Raw genomic sequence first — 17,457 nt, forward strand, 5'->3', positions numbered from 1 at the left:
TAAAACGACGGTAGCCCTGTGTAACCGTTGGTCAGTGGGTTAAGAACTTTGTGACATTTTCTTTTCTCAAAAGCTAATTTAATGAGTGGCGGGGATTTGGGGGAGGTGCCGAAGTCCCACATCCTAAATGACAAACCACTGACCAACTGTTGAGTTAGCTGGGGGTTCTTTCTTCATCCCTGTATTGTATCCTGTTCGTTGACATACTCCCCAAAACCAGAAATAGCCAATCCCCTGTCAACGCTTTGACAGAGGGAAAGACTGTTCAAATGTCAATCAGATTAATTCAGGTTTTAGGCCCGTTTTCGAGTCCAACCTGTAGCTTTCCAAATGGCAATAAACAACACACCGGAGACTAAAGCACCTAAATTCCATTTAAGCGAGTTCTTAAACAATAAGATTCTACGGTTTCTGCGTGTCTCTTCTGCTTGGGTTTTGGTGCTGCTTTCTGTCCGAGTAACAAAGTCAGAAAGTTGATTTTTAATTTCTTCTAACTCTTGTGCCGATTGTATTTCTGGAGTTCGACCTTGAGTATCGAGACGACTTAACAGGTTTTCCATCAGTTCTTCAGTGTTTGCTTGTTCCAGTTGTTGCTGAACTTGCTGAATTTGAGTCATCCGTTGTTCAACTTGAGTATCAATTTGAGTATTACTCTGTTTATCAATTCGCAGCGTATTAATAATGCCTAAAGGAACTAAGATTAGCAGGAAAATACCAAACAACAACGTCAATAGTGATAAAAGGCTTAAAAGGGGTCTTTCCCATTTCGGACGGAGATTTTGTTCTCCATAAAAGATTAAAACAAAGGCAATTAAAGGAACCGCAACTCGTTCAACAATCGCTCCCATTGTTTGAAACTCCCACACGGGATTTGTCAATTGAGGCGGAATCAGTAAAATAACTAAATCAACGAAGGTTAGGAATAACAAGGTGTAGCCAACCCAGCGCAAAGGCGGGATTGTTTGTAGTAAACTAGAGCTAAATTTCCACAGGGCATCTACTTTTTCGGTGAGCGGATTACTATTAGATTGAGTCATGGGTTAGATTACTAAAAATAGTTGTTTTTGGGATTAAATTTTGGGAAATTGCGGCTGCCACCATTGATACCAAGATAACCAGGCTTTTTCTAAAATTGAATAAGCTTGTTCAGTGGGGAGATCATCCAGAGGTACAGAGAGATGAGTCCACAAACAACGATGATCTCTGAGTGGTTCTTGACCCAGTAAAATCGGTAGCAAACGACTGACCTTCAAATCATAAGTATAGCGGTTTTGGATGAACTGTTCATAAAGAATTGCACTGGGGCTGTTTGGGTTAATACAAGAGCGGAGATAGGCTCGATTCTCTGCAATTTCTAGGCTATAAAAACCTGTTTTATCTTGCTGTTTTAGAACACTTTCGAGTTTCTCAGGACTAGATAAACGCGGATCATACTGACGGAATAGTTTTTCATTAACGTGAGGATGATCCACATATTGCATCTCTATCTCTAATAGAAGATTTGCCGAGGTATATTCATATAAATTTCTGGGTATTGTGTCCTCTACCACTTTACTCTTAACAGGTTGCCATCCCGGTAAAGGCACTTCAGATGGGAAGACAAACGGTGTCTCTGTTAACTCTTTGGATGCCGGGGAAACGACTGATTTTCCGAAGACTAAAAGAACAGTTCCAAAGGTGAGAATCAGTAACGAAGTACGCAAGGGTTGCCAAAACTTCATAGGATTTTACTGTTCTAATACTTCATCCGATGAAGGTTCCTCTTGACGGAGTAGGAACCAGCAAAGCAAGCCAAACAGTCCTACAGAAATCATCATAAAAATCAGTGAACCGTCTCCCACGTGCCAGTATTGCAAACCTTCCTCATCTTGAGCATTGGCAAAAAGTGCCATAATTGCTACTCTAAACCCATTTACCACAAAAGCGATCGCAACAGAAGCAGCCAAAACCAAAATTTTCTTGTGAAGTTTCTTGAGAGGAAACAGAATCAGAAACAACACCGCAAACCCCAATAGATAGAACATTCCCGCAAAGCCTGAACATCCCATATTCACATTGACTCCGCCTCCGGGCATGATCACCTCAAAGCCACGACGAGAGGCTTCAAATCCAGAATACCAGAGAATAAACGTGGCGAAGCGAGCTGTTAATCCCGATATATCGATAATAGGCCAGATCAGAACTTTTGGGACACCCAGAAAAAACAAAATTAACAATTCCCGCCAATAAAGTTTAAACCCTCGAAAACCCGAAGCAATTAGGGTTAAACCAATACCGGAAATAAAGGGGGATACCCCTAAAAAGTTAGAAGTTGGCAGAGTTGCACTTTTGAGTAACACTGCCGCAATGATCATCAAACCCAGTAAACTGGGGAAAATCCCGCTTTCTAAATTGAGGCGATCGCGTTTTTGCCAGACTAACGATGATACCACAAACCAAAATAAAAAACTAATCGCCTGTAAATCTGGACTTCCATGATGTAGAGTCAGCGTCAGGTGAATTGTCATTAGTCCGGCTGCAATTCCTAACAGCCAGAACCGAGATTCAGTTAGAGATTTGAGGGATAGCTCTTCAAGTGCGTTCATGGCTTTCAACCTGAGCATTGCAACCGTTCTGAGTTCATAATAAACTCCCCAACTTAATTTTAAGCTAATGTGGGGAGTTAAAATATTCTACTTTTTTAAAAAGATTGAACTCGGGTTATATAGCAGTGTGTGATCGGGTGAGATACACCCCAAAAACCCTCCCAAAAACCCGGTAACTCTTACGAAACCAGGCTTTTCATCCTCTCTGTAAATCCCCTGCCTCTTGCCAGATATTGTCTCATTTCAGACTCTATCCATCAACTTTTTTAAGTTTGATCAGCCTGAAGTTAATAGTTTTTTGACATACTCCCCGCATTAAAATGACGGGGATTCTGAACTCAAACAACAGTTGAAGCGAATACCTGTCTTACACCGTCTAATTCAAGAGTCGATGCCCCAACTCTCTTGATATTTAAAGAGGCATTCTGATCAATATCTTGGGGCTAATTCCCAATTACAATTAAGCTTTGACTTGCTGTTTTAGCTTCTGTTTTTGTTGTTCTTTGTGGAATACTCCCCCAAAGCCGAGTGCTATTGCTGTTCCTAAAATGGTAAGAGGTTCGGGAGCATCTGTTGAACTGGCTATCACCTTACCATCTCCAGTGCCACTGGTGCCGAAAGTAGTTCCAGTAATACTCTGATAACGCAGGTGGAAGTTGCTGAGGTTCAAGCTGGTTAATGAGGTGTTGGCAAAAGCAAGTTTGAGGTTAAAAGTGCCTGTTTCTCCAGTATCGACTCCACCAGGCCCGCCCTCACAGCTACCTGTGCCGGGAATTAGACAGACTTCAATGGCACCCACTCCATTGGGAAAGGAAGTTTTTTTCTCATCACTAATCACATTAAACGTTCCGTTGACGCTAGAAGCACCTTCATCGATATTCGGGTCGGTGTCAAACCCTAAACGAGAAATTCTCGAAGAGATAGGGTTGGTGGAGGTGTTGGTCAAATTAACAAAGAATGAAGCAATGGTATATTGGTTTCCGCCAATCGTTTCTAGACCCCAGTTATCTAATCTAAATAAAGCTTGTCCCGAGAGTCCCTCAACATCATTTTCCTCCACATTACCATCAAAGTTGACTTCAAAAAAGTCGCCAATATCACCACTATTAACACCCACGGAACTTCCATTTGGAGCAACGTTAAAAGCAAAAGCAGGAGTCGTGGCGGCAAAAACAGTAGTTGCTGCGGCGGCAAAAATGCCAGAAATCAGAAAAGGTGTTTTCATCGTGAAGGTTGGTTGCCCGAAAGAATGGCTCTATATGAAACAAACACTTAGGCAAGAAAAACCCAAGTGATTGCAAAGACTTTAGTGATATTTTGTGACTTGCTTTTTGAACAGCTAAGTTTTTTTGATATATCAATCTATCACTTTGCTGACATCCTATACGAGTCATTGGTTTTAGCGCAAGATTTCCTAGCAGGATTTCATCAAACTTTTACACGGCAAAGGCACTATCTTTACAATCACTAGGGTTCTGTAAAGGTGATCAGTCAGTTTTCCCTTTTGACGCTGAATAGAATCCGCTTTTTTACCCCCTCAAGTCAGGATTTCCGAATGGTTTTAACTGGATGAAAGCCACAGGGAAGCCGAGGAAAAGTTGAACTCTCGAAACTTGAGCCTTTTATTTTTGGGGACGAGAGGTCGAACGATAAAAAGGACGCTTGACGACTGAGGCTGAATAGGTTTTCCCGCGAATTTCCACATCAAGAGACTGACCAATTCGGGCAAAATCTTTGGGAACATAGGCTAAAGCGATGGCTTTTCCGAGGGTGGGTGATAAAGTGCCACTGGTAATTTCCCCAACAATTTCTCCCCTGACCTTCACGGGATAACCATGACGGGCGATATGGCGTCCTTGCATTTCCAAGCCCACCAGTCGTCGAGATACGCCTTCGGCTTTTTGACGTTCGAGAACAGACCGACCAATAAAATCTTCCTTGCTATCCCAGTCAATTAACCAATTTAATCCGGCTTCTAAAGGAGTTGTAGAGATATCGAGATCCTGACCGTACAATGCCATCGCCGCTTCTAAGCGTAACGTATCTCGCGCTCCCAAACCACAAGGCGTCACTCCAGCTTCTAACAAACTCCGCCACAATTGTACCGCCACTGAGGGATCAACCATAATTTCAAAGCCATCTTCTCCGGTGTATCCGGTTCTGGCAATAAAAGCCGGATGTCCGAAAATTGTCGCGTTCAGATGTCCGAAAAGAGCGATAGACTGCAAATCTTCACTCACCAAAGGCTGTAACTTTGATACAGCTTCAGGCCCTTGAACAGCAATTAAAGCTTGATATTTTGTTAAATCTTCTAAGGTAATATCGGTTGGTTCTAACTGTGCGGATATCCAAGCTTTATCGCGAGAACAAGTTGCCGCATTCACGATCATCACACCCCGTTGACAGCCTGTATCTGCATCCTCACCCTGATAATAAAAAATAATATCGTCCAGAATACCGCCTTGCTCACTCAATAAAACCGTATATTGGGCTTGATGGGGTTGTAAGCGACTCAGATCAGAAGGAACCAAAGGTTGCAGCGTCTCAATTAAGTTCTCTCCGATCAAAATAAACTTGCCCATGTGGGAAATATCAAACATTCCCGCTTGTGAACGTACCGCCTCATGTTCTTTGTTAATCCCTGAGAATTGTACAGGCATTTCCCATCCCGCAAACGGAACCATGCGAGCCTTCAGTTCCACAGCGACATCGTACAAAGGTGTGCGAGAAAGAGGTTGCTTGGGTTCTGGATGTTCGGGTTCTGTGTTTTGGACTTCAGTTGACTTAGCCACAGGTCGTCTTTCCCATTATTCTGCTCGGTTTTCTCGATTCTATCGGTAAATTGTCAGAGAGGGAACAGGGAACAGGGAACAGGCAAGAGAAGCAAGAGGGAAAAAACTGGTAGTAATTCATGAATTACCCCTACAACTGCAACTTGTGAACAGCGAGATCTTGGCGGTTTCCGTCGAAGAGGGACTGCTCACCCGAAGGGTCACTGGATAAAGTGTGTCACAATAAATAAAATTAATACACTTATTGTTTCAGCGAAGTATATTCATGTCCGTTTTGGCACCGATCGCAGTTCTTGCAGTCTTGATTTTCGTCCATGAACTCGGTCACTTTCTGGCGGCACGACTGCAAAATATTCACGTTAACCGTTTCTCTATCGGTTTTGGCCCGATCTTGCTCAAATATCAAGGCTCAGAGACAGAATATGCCTTACGAGGAATTCCGTTAGGTGGGTTTGTCGGATTTCCCGACGAAGATCCTGAAAGTACGATTCCTCGAGATGATCCCAATCTGTTAAGCAACCGCCCGATTTTAGATCGCGCTATTGTGATCAGTGCGGGAGTAATTGCTAATCTGATCTTTGCTTATTTTCTCTTGGTTGCTCAAGTGGGAATAATTGGCATCCCTGAATTTAACTACAATCCAGGAGTCAAGGTGCCAGAAGTGGCAACCGATGTAAGTTCCGCAGCCGCCAAAGCGGGAATTAAGCCGAATGATGTGATTATCTCAATGGAGGGTAAAAGATTTGAACCCTCCCAGGAAGCCATTCAGGATTTGATCAGCGAGATTCAATCTCGCCCCAACCAACCGTTAGATCTAGAAGTCCAACGGGGTGAAGAGATTATCCCCGTGCAAGTCATTCCTGAATTGGGAAGCGATGGTAAAGGGCGAATTGGCGTACAACTGACTCATAACCGAGAGGTGGTGCGTCGTCGGGCGGATAACTTGGTTCAAGCCTTTAGCGAGGGGGCGAACGAGTTCCAACGGATTATTAACTTAACGGTTTCCGGTTTTGGTCAACTGATTAGCAATTTCCGTCAGACGGCGAATCAGCTTTCTGGCCCAGTGGGAATTGTCGCCATTGGTGCGGATATTGCTCGTTCGGATGCGGGGGATTTGTTCCAGTTTGCTGCATTGATTAGCATTAACCTGGCGTTTATCAATATTTTGCCGCTTCCGGCGCTCGATGGGGGTCAATTGGCGTTTTTATTGATTGAAGCGATTCGTGGTAAACCGCTCCCCACTCGCCTGCAAGAAAGTGTGATGCAAACAGGCTTAATGTTACTGTTGGGGTTGGGAATTTTCCTGATTGTACGCGATACGGCGAACTTGGGTTGGGTGCGATCGCTTCTGCAACAGTGAACCCTTTGAGGTAACTGAAATGACCATTCGCAAGCGATTAAGCACGAAGCAACGAGCCTTAGAGATTTTGGTGCGGCTGAAACGGCTTTATCCCGATGCGGCTTGTACGCTCAACTACCAGACTCCTGTGCAGCTTTTGGTGGCAACGATTTTATCGGCCCAATGTACGGATGAGCGGGTGAATAAGGTGACTCCAGCTTTGTTTAAACGCTTTCCTGATGCGTTGTCATTGGCGACGGCGGATTTGGAGGAATTGCAAGCGTTAGTGCGTTCAACGGGCTTTTATCGCAACAAGGCTAAAAATATTAAAGCCGCTTGTTCGATGATTGAGGAGAAGTTTGGCGGGAAACTGCCGAAACGTATGGAAGAGTTGCTCGAACTGCCGGGAGTGGCTCGGAAAACCGCTAATGTGGTGCTGGCGAATGCTTTTGGGATTAATATGGGGGTGACGGTTGATACTCATGTTAAGCGTCTGAGCCAACGCTTGGGACTGACTGAACAGACTGATCCGGTTCGTATTGAGCGAGATTTGATGTTGTTGCTGCCGCAGCCCGACTGGGAAAATTGGTCAATTCGCTTGATTTACCACGGTCGGGCGGTCTGTACGGCTCGAAATCCAACGTGCTATGATTGTAAATTGTCTGATCTGTGTCCATCAGCTCAATTAAAGTGAGTCTGATGAAATCCAAACGAATGTTAATTGACTGAGGAAAAACAGCTCTAATGGCTAAGAAAAGTATGATCATGCGCGACATCAAGCGCAAGAGAATTGTTGAAAAGTACGCCGAAAAACGGGAAGCTCTCAAAGAGGAGTTTGAACAGGCGGAGAATCAAGCCAAAAAAATGGAAATTCACCGCAAAATTCAGCAACTCCCCCGTAACAGTTCACCAACACGGGTGAGGAATCGTTGCTGGGCTACTGGACGTCCGAGAGGATACTATCGCGATTTTGGACTCTGCCGCAACCAACTACGGGAAATGGCACACAAAGGGCTGTTACCGGGTGTGGTTAAATCCAGTTGGTAGGCTGAAGTTAATGGGAACAGGGGATTGGGGAATTGTCCTCGTCTCCGCAACTCTTTCAGTCCCAAGTAGGGAGTAGAGGACAAGGGACAGGTCAGAGGCAATCATCCAGTCATGCAAGAGGCAATCATGCAATGGAAATATAAAATTCTGAACTCCTGAACTTCTAACTGGTCACTGGTCACTGATAACTGTTCACTGAAAAGATGGGATTTTTATCGACCACAGCAGCGCTCATATCCCAGACTATCTAAGAGTAAATCACTAACGGCGTTGGCGATCGCAAACTCTCCATAAAAGCTTTGAGAAAAGTCAAACGATTGCATTTCCGTTACAATGGCAATCACTAAACAACCGAGATCGTTTTCTCCTTCCATCCGTTGACGGACAAAGATTTGAGCGGCTCTTTGGGCTATGGTTTGATTAATCGCTTCGGGAATGAATTCTTGATCGAGCCAAGCGTGTAAGGCTTTTTGCAGCCATTCCCCTTCTTGCTGGGGATTTTGAGCTGGGGGAAGTGTAATCGGTTTGATAGATTCAGACATGGGTCTAGAAGAGCGGTAGACTCAGTTTAGGACTAATTTAATCAAATTATATCGTTTCAATTTCGCTCGCCGTCAGAACCGCTTTACTGCCGTACAATGGCGATCGCTGGTGCGTTACCCGACTCGTAGGATAGCAAGATTTTCTTTTTGACGAGATCGGCAAATCGTTGGTTAATCGAAGACTCAATCGCGTTGGCTTCTTGTTTGAAACACACTTGATAACTTTTTGACTTATCATAGGTGCGAGTCAAACGGTTGTAAGTCTTTGTTGTTTTCGACTGGACAAATACCGAAGGTTCGGGGCGTTTGTACCAAAATAGACGGTAAGAGTGGGTGGATTCACTACTTTTGAACTTGAGAATATTCTCGGTTTTACCTAAAATATTAATGGCATAAAAATCCGTTCTCTTGTAAATTTGTAAATAGCCCCAATTCTTTTCGGTTTTATTGATCAATCTTTCAAGGGTGTTTTCCAGGGAGGGACAGGCATCAAAGGCTAGCATCGGCTACTTTAGATCGACATAGACTACTCATTTAATATATCAAAATCATCGCATTATGCAATACGATGTCGCGGCAATTATTCAGGGTTATGCTCAAGGCTACTTTCTCATGGCAGATGAGGATGATCAGAATTTGGGATGGTATACTTCTCGTCAAAGAGCATTGATTCCTCTTGATGAACGTTTTCGCTATCCGCGATCGCTACAAAGAGTGATTAATCAAAATCGATTTAGTGTTGCGGTTAATCGTGATTTTAATGCTGTTGTTGAAGGATGTGCGAACCGAGAAACGACTTGGATTTCTTCTGAACTCAAATCGATTTATTACGCTTTATATCGGGCGGGGTATGCTTATAGTTTTGAAACTTGGCAAGGTGATCAACTCGCTGGCGGAATTTTAGGGCTGGTCATTGGCGGGGCTTTTATTGGAGAGTCGATGTTTTATCGCATTCCCGAAGGGTCAAAAGTAGCAATGGTGAAGCTGGTTGAACGCTTACGAGAACGTAATTTTGTGTTGTTTGATGCTCAGATGAATAATCCTCATTTGGATCGGTTTGGAGCTTATATTATTAGTCATAGAGAATACAAAAATTTACTCAATAAAGCTTGGGTTCGTAACTGTTCTTTAAAAGAATTTACAAAATAAAAAAACATTGACAAAAATAGGCAATTTCGATTATAATAGAAATAAAAAATACAATCAATAAACGGTTCATCAAGCTCGCGGGGAACTCCAAAAAATGTCTAATTTTCAAGGATCAATAGAAAAGCGCTCACATCTACTAGCCTCAAAAAAATACAATACTGTTAAAAATTGTTCTAAACCTGGTGAGGAAAAGTTGTATTGAACTAATTTTAATCCAAATTAACCCCTATGAAAACTCATCTGAAAAAGGAGATCAACTCTGATCCCAATTCTAACATAGGCGGCAACCGACCACCGCAGCAGATCGGAACTTCTCAACAGACCTCTGAAACTTCTGAAACTTCTCTACAGGATATGACGGGCCAGCAGTTATGGTATCGTAGACTAGAAGCACGCGACCAAGAGACCCTGGCTGTATTTGAATCGATTTCAGAGATTATTCTGATTATCGAAGCCAAAGGCAAAAATATTACTGTTATCCCCACTCGTCTTGATGAAAAATCGGGTCTCAAAGCTGCAATTATCAATCAAACAATTCAACAATTTTATGACTCTGAACAGTCCGAACAGTGGCTAGAGTTGATTCGACAAGTTTTCACAACCCAACAAACCCTCGAGTTTGAGTATAGCTTGTTAGTAGAAGAGCGAACCTTTTGGTTTTCCGCCTGTGTTTCCCCGAAAGTTCAATCCCAAAGTGTTCTTTGGGTAGCCCATGATATTACACAATCTCAACAAAGCCAACATTGGTTACAACTGCTGGAACGGGGTGTAGCCGCCAGTAGTAACGGAATTGTGATCACCGATGCGACGAATGCCGATAATCCGATTATCTACGTTAACCCCGGTTTTGAAAGGATTACAGGCTACAACCGCGAAGAAGTCATCGGAAAAAACAGTCGGTTTCTCCAGGGAACAGATAGAAATCAACCCAGCTTAGAAGAACTCCGACAAGCAATTATTGCCGGAAAAAGTTGCTACGTCACCCTGAGAAATTATCGCAAAGATGGCAGCTTATTCTGGAACGAGTTGACAATTTCTCCGGTGATTAATGAGCGGCAAAAAGTGACGCATTATATCGGTATTCAAACCGATATCACCGAACGAAAGCAAGCTGAAGAAGAACGAAATCACTTCTTTTTTCAGTCCATAAATTTACTCTGTATTGCCGACTTTAACGGTTATTTTACCCGGATTAATCCCGCTTGGGAAAGAACGTTAGGTTATACTCAAGCTGAACTTTTAGCCACACCTTTTATAGAGTTTGTTCATCCAGAAGACCGAGAAAAGACCTTAAAAGAAGCTGAAAAACTGAGCCAAGGTATAAATGTAATCTCCTTTGAAAATCGCTATCGTTGCCAAGATGGAAGTTATCGCTGGTTGGTGTGGAATTCTACGGCTGTGCTGGAAAGTAAACTGATTTATGCGGTTGTCTATGATATCACAGAACGCAAGCAAATTGAAGAAGCACTTAAACGACAAGCATTAACGTTTGCCAATATTTCCGATGGCATTATTATCACGAATTTAGAAGGAATTATTATTGATTGGAATCCGGCTTCTGAAAGAATGTTTGGCTATAGTAAAGCCGAAGTTTTAGGGAAAAGTGCTGAATTTTTATACACACCTGAAGAAGCCAAAACCCTGACCGCTAAAATCATTCGCTCAATGATCAAAAACTGTCGTTGGTCTGGAGAAATTACAGTCATTCGGAAAGATAAAACTCAACGGATTTGTGAAACGACTGTAGTTCCTCTCGAAGACGAACAGGGTAAGATTATCGCCGCCATTGGGGTGAACCGAGACATCACCGAAACGGTGAAAATTAGAGAGCAACTCAAAACCTCACAAATGTTGCTAGCTGGGGTTCTCAATAGTTCTCTAGATGGAATTATGGCATTTAAATCAGTTCGAGATGAAACCGGAAAAATTATTGATTTTGAATGGCTATTAATTAATCCCTCGGCTTGTGAAATCATAGGACGAAGCGAAACAGAATTATTAGGAAAACGGATGCTCGAAGAATTACCGGTAAACAAAGAAGAAGGACTTTTTGAGCGCTATATTCAAGTCGTAGAAACCGGAGAACCTCAAGAAAATGAATTTTACTATGAACACGAAGGGATCAAATGTTGGTTTATGAATATTGCGGTTAAATTAGAAGATGGGTTTGCAGTCACGTTTCGCAATATTACCCAAACAAAACAATCAGAACTGCAACTTCAACAACTCAATGATGAATTAGAATCTCGCCTGAATCAACTTCAACAACGCAATCTAGAAATGTTGCTACTCAGTCAGATGAACGATTTTCTACAAGCTTGTCTGACTTTAGAAGAAGCCTACAAAGCCTTTAGAACCCTGATTAAACCCCTATTTCCGGGTTGTTCTGGAGGGATTTTTATCACTAAAGCATCCCGTGATTTTCTAGAAGCTGTCGCCACTTGGGGAAACCTTCCCATCGGAGAAACGATATTTCATCCGAAAGATTGTTGGTGTCTGCGACGAGGACGAGAACATTGGGTTGATGGGGATGAGATTGACTTATTTTGTGATCATAGCGATCGCATTTTACCACCAAAAGCCACCCTCTGTTTACCGATGATGGCACAAGGAGAAACACTAGGATTACTGTACCTCTATTCTGATTCTCGCAATCATTTAGATGAAAATAAACGACAACTCGCCCGTACCGTCGCCGAACAAATGGCGCTGGCGATCACGAACTTGCAACTGCGGGAGAAACTACAAAATCAAAGTATTCGTGATCCCCTAACTGGATTATACAATCGTCGCTACCTAGAAGAATCTTTAGAGCAAGAAATTAATCGCGCTCGTCGCCATCAACACAGTATCGGTGTGATCATGATTGATATTGATCATTTTAAACGCTTTAATGATACTTTTGGGCATGATGGCGGAGATGCGGTACTCAAAGAAGTGGGGAAACTGTTAAAAAGTCATTTGCGAAGTTCTGATATTGCTTGTCGTTATGGCGGCGAAGAAATGACGCTGATTTTACCGGAAGCTTCTCTAGAAATTACCTATAAACGGGCGGAAGAAATTCGCCAATTCATCAAGCAAATTAATATTGAAAACAAACGTCAAAGCCTGGGAACAATTACAGCATCTTTTGGAGTGGCTTGTTTTCCGCAACATGGAATAAGCGGGGATGCAGTCATCCAAGTTGCAGATAACGCTCTTTATCAAGCAAAAAAACAAGGACGAGATCAGGTTGTAATAGCTGAGGTTGAGTAGGGTGGGTGACAACCGATAACTTAATTACTGAAATTAGCAACTTTTTGGCGTCACCCACCGGACAGTATAGTAGGGTGGGTGACAACCGATAACTTAATTACTGAAATTAGCAACTTTTTGGCGTCACCCACCCTACAGGGGTGAAATTAGGCATCACCCACCCTACTGAAATTAGCAACTTTTTGGCGTCACCCAGCCTACAGGGGTGAAATTAGGCATCACCCACCCTACTGAAATTAGCAACTTTTTGGCGTCACCCAGCCTACAGGGGTGAAATTAGGCGTCACCCACCGGACAGTATAGTAGGGTGGGTGAGAACCGATAACTTAATGATTAATATAACCAACTTTTTGGCGTCACCCACCGGACAGTATAGTTAAAATTGCCAATTTTTATTTAATTGTTTTTGCGTTCAATGACTAACGTTAAACTTTGCCATTCTCCCTTGTCATTGTAACGACGAATTAAACGCTGACGTTCGTTTGGATGAATGAGCCATCCCGCCTCAAAAAAGAACGCTTGACGCAGTTGAACCTGTTGGGGAACCGTTGCCGAAGCGCCATCGGGTAACAGATAAACTTTCACAGGTTGGGAACCTTGATCAAAATGTAGAATTGATCCGTCTATTGTCGCCGTTGAAGAAATCGTTTGATCGGCAAACGTTAAACTTTGAGCAAGTTTTCCGGTATTATCTAATTGAAGCTGCATTTGAGTGGAAAACGTATCAGGAGAACGTAAATCGGGATAAAGTGTAATTGCTTCTCCGTTCCAAGTTCCCAGTAACGCTTCAACCGTCAGAGGAGGACGTTCAACGGCGTCTGTATTGGCGCGTTTTTCTCGAATTAACGTCAGTTGTTCTAAGTTTCCGTCGGGATCAAACAATTCAACTAACCGCAAACGGCGATTTTCCGCCATAAACCCAAACTCCGCCCCCGACTTGGTAAACGGCGCCAACTGAATTGTGCCTTGAGAAAACGCCCCAGTCTCAAAAAACAGGATCTCTCGCCCCAAAGATTGAAATTCTCGAACTAATTCATCAACGGGGGGTTTTATGATACCATCAGGACTCGGCGGAAAACGACGCAACGTTAGACGAACGGTTTTGTTGTCGTTCAACCCCTCTAACTGCAAAATACTGGGCGTATCCTTGATGATTTCCCCTTGATTGGAAAATTGTGTAAACGAACCGTGCCATTCGCCCAAATTTACGAGAAAATTTTCCCATTGCGATCGCATAACTAAACCTCATTCAATCTCAAAACGGTTTCCCCATGTTTCTATCTGGAATCGTCACCCTGCTGACTGACTTTGGCTTGAGTGATGTCTATGTCGGCGTAATCAAGGGTGTCATCGCTCAAATCAATCCTGAATTACGAGTAATTGACTTAACTCATGATATTCCCCCTCAGAATATTGCGGCAGGTCGATTTTGTCTAATGAATGCTGTTCCCTATTTTCCCCCAAAAACGGTTCATATTGCTGTGGTTGATCCAGGAGTCGGGACTCAACGCAGGGCGATCGCTGTACAACTGCCTACAGGATACCTTGTCGGGCCGGATAATGGGGTTTTAGGAGGGGCGATGGGGGCGATGTTAGCCCAATGTCAGACGCCTGATGAGTTTACTGTCGTGGAATTGACGAATCCTGATTATTGGCGGACTCCTATCCCCAGTACCACGTTTCACGGGCGGGATATTTTTGCGGCGGCAGGTGCTTATTTAGCGAGTGGGGTGCCTCTAAGAGAACTGGGACATCCGATTGATCCGGCGACACTGACGGATTTGATTTTATCAGAATCGAGCTTTACAGAGGAAGGAATTGAAGGCTGTATTCAACATATTGATCATTTTGGGAATTTAATTACAAATATTCCCGGTCATTTTATTGAGGGAAAAACTTGGTTTGTCGCCATTGGAGGGTTGAAGGAAGAAAACACAGAAGAATTGATTCAGGAAAATTTAGATAAAAATAAGGAGAAGAAGAAGAAAAAAGGCAAAAATAATAAGGATAAAATTGCGAAGAAAACCGCTTCAGAGATTGAATCTCTCTCTCAGGTGTCGCGAATTATTCCGGGTGGACGCACTTATGAAGATGTGAAACCGGGAAATTTCGTGGCGTTGGTGGGTTCTCATGGTTGGGTAGAAATTGCCGCCAATCAAGCCAATGCTCAATTGATTTTACAGCTAGAATGGGGATCACGGGTTCATGTGTTGCTGACGGATTCCTAAATCTTGTTAAGAGCTAGCAGCAAAAATGAGGATTTATCTTATTATTGATGTAGATAGTTCTAGCTTGGAAAATTTCAGGACAGTAGAGAGGTGTGAATAATGAGAAGAACAACCGTTAAATTGGCTGCATTTGCTTTATATTTTATCTTAATGAATCTTGGCTTTTCAGCAAAGGCTGATACCGTCAAAGTTCGCTGTGATTTTTATCCAAAAGGAGAAGATAAAGCCTCGGCTTCGGAGGTTTGTACCTTTTCTCAACGTCAAGGTAATATCTCAATTGAACGCCAAAATGGAACTCGATATGAATTGAGTCCTGTTGGGGATGAACCGGGAAATTTTAAAGATAAATCCGGTGAGGAGGTTTATCGACAAAGTGGCTTAGAAGATAGAGGACAGATTTTCCGAATGTCTGAAGAATCCATTTATATTTATTGGGATACTGCTCCGTTTTCGTCTGGTGAAGACCCCAATACCATGTGCAATCCTGCTGAAGAACCCTGTTAAAGATCGGGTTGAACTTGATTAATTTACCCGAACAGATTCAGTAACACCATATCCAGTATAAGGCCGTTTGTAGGGCGGATGCAAACCCAGAACAATATCTTGTTTAGGAACTCCCAGAGAAACTAATTCTTCTCCGACATCGATATCAGTGGCGTTTTGCTGAAGCCAAATTTTATCCTCTTTAATATCAAAATGCAGAACAATGTAATAAACTCGTTTTAGCCCTTTCCAACCCACTCGCATGAGTTGATAATGATCTCGTACCGTATCAAAAAGGAGTTGGCTTTCTACGTCTTCTGAGGGGAAATCGCTATGAGATTGTAGCAAAGTTTGAATGCAAGAGCGATAATGTTCTAGCTTATCCATTGTAAAATCTCCTCAGTTTATCGGATTATATAGAGTTCAGACGAAGCAAATTAGGCGCGGTTAGCGCAACAACAAGCGTAATATCGGTACAATTAGGGTAACAGACTTCTAGACTCACTCCTAACTCATGCTATCTCCTGGGACTGTCCTCAATACTCGTTATCGACTCAAAGAAACCCTCAATAGCAACTCTGTCCGTCAAACCTGGCTAGCGGAAGACTTGAAGTTTAAAGATCAAGTGGTGGTGAAATTGTTAGCGTTAAGTGGTTCAATGGATTGGGATGACTTGAAACTTCTAGAACGAGAAGCGCAAATTTTACAACAACTTCATCATCCCCATTTGGTGCGTTATCGGGATTATTTTGCTGTTAATAGTTTGAATCCTTGGTTTTGTTTAGTGACTGAATATGTACCGGGAGTTTCTCTCAAACAAAGACTAGAAAAACGTCAAAAATTTACCCCAACCCAAATTCAATGGATCGCCGCAGAAGTTTTAGAAATTCTCAACTATTTACATCAGTTAAATCCTCCGGTTGTACATCGCGATATTAAACCGAGTAACCTGATTTGGGGAACGGATAATCATATTCATTTGATTGATTTTGGCTGTGTACAAATTCAACCACGAACTCCAGGTGCGACGTTTACCGTTGTGGGAACCTATGGTTATACTCCGATTGAACAATTTGGCGGAGAAGCGGTTCCGGCGTCGGATTTGTATGCGTTGGGAGCAACATTAATTCATCTGTTAACGGGGATTTCTCCGGCAGAGTTACCGCAAGATAATCTGCAAATTCAGTTTAAAGATCGGGCGGTTTCTTCGATAGAACCTCAATTTTGTGATTGGTTAGAACGGTTAATCAATCCATCAGTTAAGGCACGTTATCTGAATGCAAGTCAAGCGTTAATTGCGTTGAATGCTTCGATCTCTACCGCGATACAATCTCCAGAAAATACGGGGATTCGTCTGTCGAAGTCGGCGAATAATTTGAAAATAGAAATTCCTTCTCGGTTTGCAATAGAATATATTCGATCCAGTAAACAAACGCTTCAAAAGAGTCTTTGGAATTGGGGAGAACGACTTTTTTCTTTGCGTTTATTTGTTAAATTGCAGATTGTTACGGTTGTCGCCCTGGCCAGTTGGGTTTTGTGGTTATTACCGCTTCCCCTAGACAAAATTGGGTTGAATTTAATTTCTTCCTTGTTGTTTTTACCGTTTATTTTAATAATTTTGGGTGTGCCTGCGGGATTGATATTTTTAATTTTACTCCTCAATTCGGGTGTGGATTATTTTGAAAAAATATCTCTAGAGTTAGATGAAAAAAACTTAGAGATTTGTTGGCAATCTTGGGGTTTCCCTAAACGAAAAGTGATTAACTTGTCAGAAATTCAAAATATTAATCTAACTCAAAGCAAAGCCGGAAATGGTCAACTTTACCCGACGTTAGAAATTGCCATCTACAAACAAATGATGTTTTTCCTCTCTAAACGTAAAACCTATCACCTCGGACAGCAATTAAAAATTGAAGAACTAGAATGGCTGAAACAAGAAATGAGTGATTGGTTAAGTATTCATACGAACTCCCTACCGCAATTAACAGCCCGTTCTCAAGATTCTATCCAAAAAATCACCTAAAAAGACCTCGATTG

General features: G+C 42.5%; 17 protein-coding genes. 8 read left to right on the forward strand and 9 right to left on the reverse strand.

Annotated elements, in window-relative coordinates; genetic code table 11:
- Positions 1–293 precede the first annotated feature (293 nt).
- From hpsJ-A to gcvT, 5 genes are all read right to left on the reverse strand, one after another.
- Complete coding sequence (gene hpsJ-A / locus VB836_RS17920) at positions 294–1,037, reverse strand: HpsJ-like protein, cyanoexosortase A-associated (protein WP_323221205.1); 744 nt, start codon at positions 1,035–1,037, stop codon at positions 294–296.
- A 33-nt stretch (positions 1,038–1,070) separates the two neighbouring features.
- Positions 1,071–1,721 carry a cyanoexosortase A system-associated protein gene (locus VB836_RS17925; RefSeq protein WP_323221207.1) on the reverse strand — a complete coding sequence of 217 codons (651 nt, stop codon included), beginning with the start codon at positions 1,719–1,721 and terminating at the stop codon, positions 1,071–1,073.
- Between the two features lie 6 nt (positions 1,722–1,727).
- Positions 1,728–2,585 (reverse strand): cyanoexosortase A, encoded by an 858-nt coding sequence (crtA, locus tag VB836_RS17930; RefSeq protein ID WP_323221209.1) that lies wholly within the window; start codon positions 2,583–2,585, stop codon positions 1,728–1,730.
- 460 nt (positions 2,586–3,045) lie between these two features.
- A complete protein-coding gene (locus tag VB836_RS17935; RefSeq protein WP_323221211.1) occupies positions 3,046–3,810 on the reverse strand; it encodes a cistern family PEP-CTERM protein in 765 nt (254 codons plus the stop codon).
- A 397-nt stretch (positions 3,811–4,207) separates the two neighbouring features.
- Entirely contained in the window at positions 4,208–5,377 is a 1,170-nt protein-coding gene (gcvT, locus tag VB836_RS17940) for a glycine cleavage system aminomethyltransferase GcvT (RefSeq protein ID WP_323221213.1), read from the reverse strand.
- Positions 5,378–5,642: 265 nt separating this feature from the next.
- Here gcvT and rseP point away from each other — a divergent pair, with 265 nt between their 5' ends.
- The 3 genes from rseP to rpsN are packed head-to-tail and all read left to right on the forward strand — an operon-like array spanning position 5,643 to position 7,763.
- Complete coding sequence (gene rseP, locus VB836_RS17945) at positions 5,643–6,737, forward strand: RIP metalloprotease RseP (protein ID WP_323221215.1); 1,095 nt, start codon at positions 5,643–5,645, stop codon at positions 6,735–6,737.
- Between the two features lie 19 nt (positions 6,738–6,756).
- Positions 6,757–7,410 (forward strand): endonuclease III, encoded by a 654-nt coding sequence (gene nth / locus VB836_RS17950; protein WP_323221217.1) that lies wholly within the window; start codon positions 6,757–6,759, stop codon positions 7,408–7,410.
- 50 nt (positions 7,411–7,460) lie between these two features.
- Positions 7,461–7,763: a 30S ribosomal protein S14 gene (gene rpsN, locus VB836_RS17955; protein WP_323221219.1), complete on the forward strand. Its 303-nt coding sequence runs from the start codon at positions 7,461–7,463 to the stop codon at positions 7,761–7,763.
- Positions 7,764–7,975: 212 nt separating this feature from the next.
- Here the strand turns inward: rpsN and VB836_RS17960 are convergent, their stop codons facing one another.
- Both VB836_RS17960 and VB836_RS17965 read right to left on the reverse strand, forming a co-directional pair.
- On the reverse strand, positions 7,976–8,305 hold the full coding sequence (locus VB836_RS17960) for a hypothetical protein (protein WP_046277032.1): 330 nt from the start codon (positions 8,303–8,305) through the stop codon (positions 7,976–7,978).
- A gap of 83 nt (positions 8,306–8,388) precedes the next feature.
- A complete protein-coding gene (locus VB836_RS17965) occupies positions 8,389–8,808 on the reverse strand; it encodes a hypothetical protein (RefSeq protein ID WP_323221222.1) in 420 nt (139 codons plus the stop codon).
- A gap of 55 nt (positions 8,809–8,863) precedes the next feature.
- Here VB836_RS17965 and aat point away from each other — a divergent pair, with 55 nt between their 5' ends.
- Both aat and VB836_RS17975 read left to right on the forward strand, forming a co-directional pair.
- Positions 8,864–9,454: a leucyl/phenylalanyl-tRNA--protein transferase gene (gene aat, locus VB836_RS17970; protein ID WP_046282317.1), complete on the forward strand. Its 591-nt coding sequence runs from the start codon at positions 8,864–8,866 to the stop codon at positions 9,452–9,454.
- Positions 9,455–9,682: 228 nt separating this feature from the next.
- Positions 9,683–12,709, forward strand: coding sequence for a sensor domain-containing diguanylate cyclase (locus VB836_RS17975; RefSeq protein WP_053221573.1), 3,027 nt, complete (start codon positions 9,683–9,685; stop codon positions 12,707–12,709).
- A gap of 396 nt (positions 12,710–13,105) precedes the next feature.
- Here the strand turns inward: VB836_RS17975 and VB836_RS17980 are convergent, their stop codons facing one another.
- Positions 13,106–13,945 carry a DUF3598 family protein gene (locus VB836_RS17980; RefSeq protein ID WP_323221225.1) on the reverse strand — a complete coding sequence of 280 codons (840 nt, stop codon included), beginning with the start codon at positions 13,943–13,945 and terminating at the stop codon, positions 13,106–13,108.
- A 35-nt stretch (positions 13,946–13,980) separates the two neighbouring features.
- Here VB836_RS17980 and VB836_RS17985 point away from each other — a divergent pair, with 35 nt between their 5' ends.
- Both VB836_RS17985 and VB836_RS17990 read left to right on the forward strand, forming a co-directional pair.
- Entirely contained in the window at positions 13,981–14,937 is a 957-nt protein-coding gene (locus tag VB836_RS17985) for an SAM hydrolase/SAM-dependent halogenase family protein (protein WP_323221227.1), read from the forward strand.
- Positions 14,938–15,036: 99 nt separating this feature from the next.
- Positions 15,037–15,441, forward strand: coding sequence for a hypothetical protein (locus VB836_RS17990; RefSeq protein ID WP_323221229.1), 405 nt, complete (start codon positions 15,037–15,039; stop codon positions 15,439–15,441).
- Positions 15,442–15,459: 18 nt separating this feature from the next.
- On the opposite strand, the gene VB836_RS17995 is transcribed toward VB836_RS17990, so the two are convergent.
- On the reverse strand, positions 15,460–15,807 hold the full coding sequence (locus VB836_RS17995; protein ID WP_323221231.1) for a XisI protein: 348 nt from the start codon (positions 15,805–15,807) through the stop codon (positions 15,460–15,462).
- A 127-nt stretch (positions 15,808–15,934) separates the two neighbouring features.
- On the opposite strand from VB836_RS17995, the gene VB836_RS18000 reads away from it, so the two are divergent.
- Positions 15,935–17,443, forward strand: coding sequence for a serine/threonine protein kinase (locus tag VB836_RS18000; protein WP_323221233.1), 1,509 nt, complete (start codon positions 15,935–15,937; stop codon positions 17,441–17,443).
- Positions 17,444–17,457: the final 14 nt, after the last annotated feature.

The sequence above is a fragment of the Limnoraphis robusta BA-68 BA1 genome (assembly GCF_034932365.1).
GTDB lineage: Bacteria > Cyanobacteriota > Cyanobacteriia > Cyanobacteriales > Microcoleaceae > Capilliphycus > Capilliphycus robustus.

Excerpts from the sequence above, each read along its gene's own strand:
- VB836_RS18000 (WP_323221233.1), top strand. The coding sequence starts at position 15,935 with ATGCTATCTCCTGGGACTGTCCTCAATACTCGTTATCGACTCAAAGAA.
- VB836_RS17965 (WP_323221222.1), bottom strand. The coding sequence starts at position 8,808 with ATGCTAGCCTTTGATGCCTGTCCCTCCCTGGAAAACACCCTTGAAAGA.
- VB836_RS17935 (WP_323221211.1), bottom strand. The coding sequence starts at position 3,810 with ATGAAAACACCTTTTCTGATTTCTGGCATTTTTGCCGCCGCAGCAACT.
- aat (WP_046282317.1), top strand. The coding sequence starts at position 8,864 with ATGCAATACGATGTCGCGGCAATTATTCAGGGTTATGCTCAAGGCTAC.
- rseP (WP_323221215.1), top strand. The coding sequence starts at position 5,643 with ATGTCCGTTTTGGCACCGATCGCAGTTCTTGCAGTCTTGATTTTCGTC.
- nth (WP_323221217.1), top strand. The coding sequence starts at position 6,757 with ATGACCATTCGCAAGCGATTAAGCACGAAGCAACGAGCCTTAGAGATT.
- VB836_RS17990 (WP_323221229.1), top strand. The coding sequence starts at position 15,037 with ATGAGAAGAACAACCGTTAAATTGGCTGCATTTGCTTTATATTTTATC.
- VB836_RS17985 (WP_323221227.1), top strand. The coding sequence starts at position 13,981 with ATGTTTCTATCTGGAATCGTCACCCTGCTGACTGACTTTGGCTTGAGT.
- VB836_RS17975 (WP_053221573.1), top strand. The coding sequence starts at position 9,683 with ATGAAAACTCATCTGAAAAAGGAGATCAACTCTGATCCCAATTCTAAC.
- VB836_RS17995 (WP_323221231.1), bottom strand. The coding sequence starts at position 15,807 with ATGGATAAGCTAGAACATTATCGCTCTTGCATTCAAACTTTGCTACAA.
- crtA (WP_323221209.1), bottom strand. The coding sequence starts at position 2,585 with ATGAACGCACTTGAAGAGCTATCCCTCAAATCTCTAACTGAATCTCGG.
- VB836_RS17925 (WP_323221207.1), bottom strand. The coding sequence starts at position 1,721 with ATGAAGTTTTGGCAACCCTTGCGTACTTCGTTACTGATTCTCACCTTT.
- VB836_RS17960 (WP_046277032.1), bottom strand. The coding sequence starts at position 8,305 with ATGTCTGAATCTATCAAACCGATTACACTTCCCCCAGCTCAAAATCCC.
- hpsJ-A (WP_323221205.1), bottom strand. The coding sequence starts at position 1,037 with ATGACTCAATCTAATAGTAATCCGCTCACCGAAAAAGTAGATGCCCTG.
- VB836_RS17980 (WP_323221225.1), bottom strand. The coding sequence starts at position 13,945 with ATGCGATCGCAATGGGAAAATTTTCTCGTAAATTTGGGCGAATGGCAC.
- rpsN (WP_323221219.1), top strand. The coding sequence starts at position 7,461 with ATGGCTAAGAAAAGTATGATCATGCGCGACATCAAGCGCAAGAGAATT.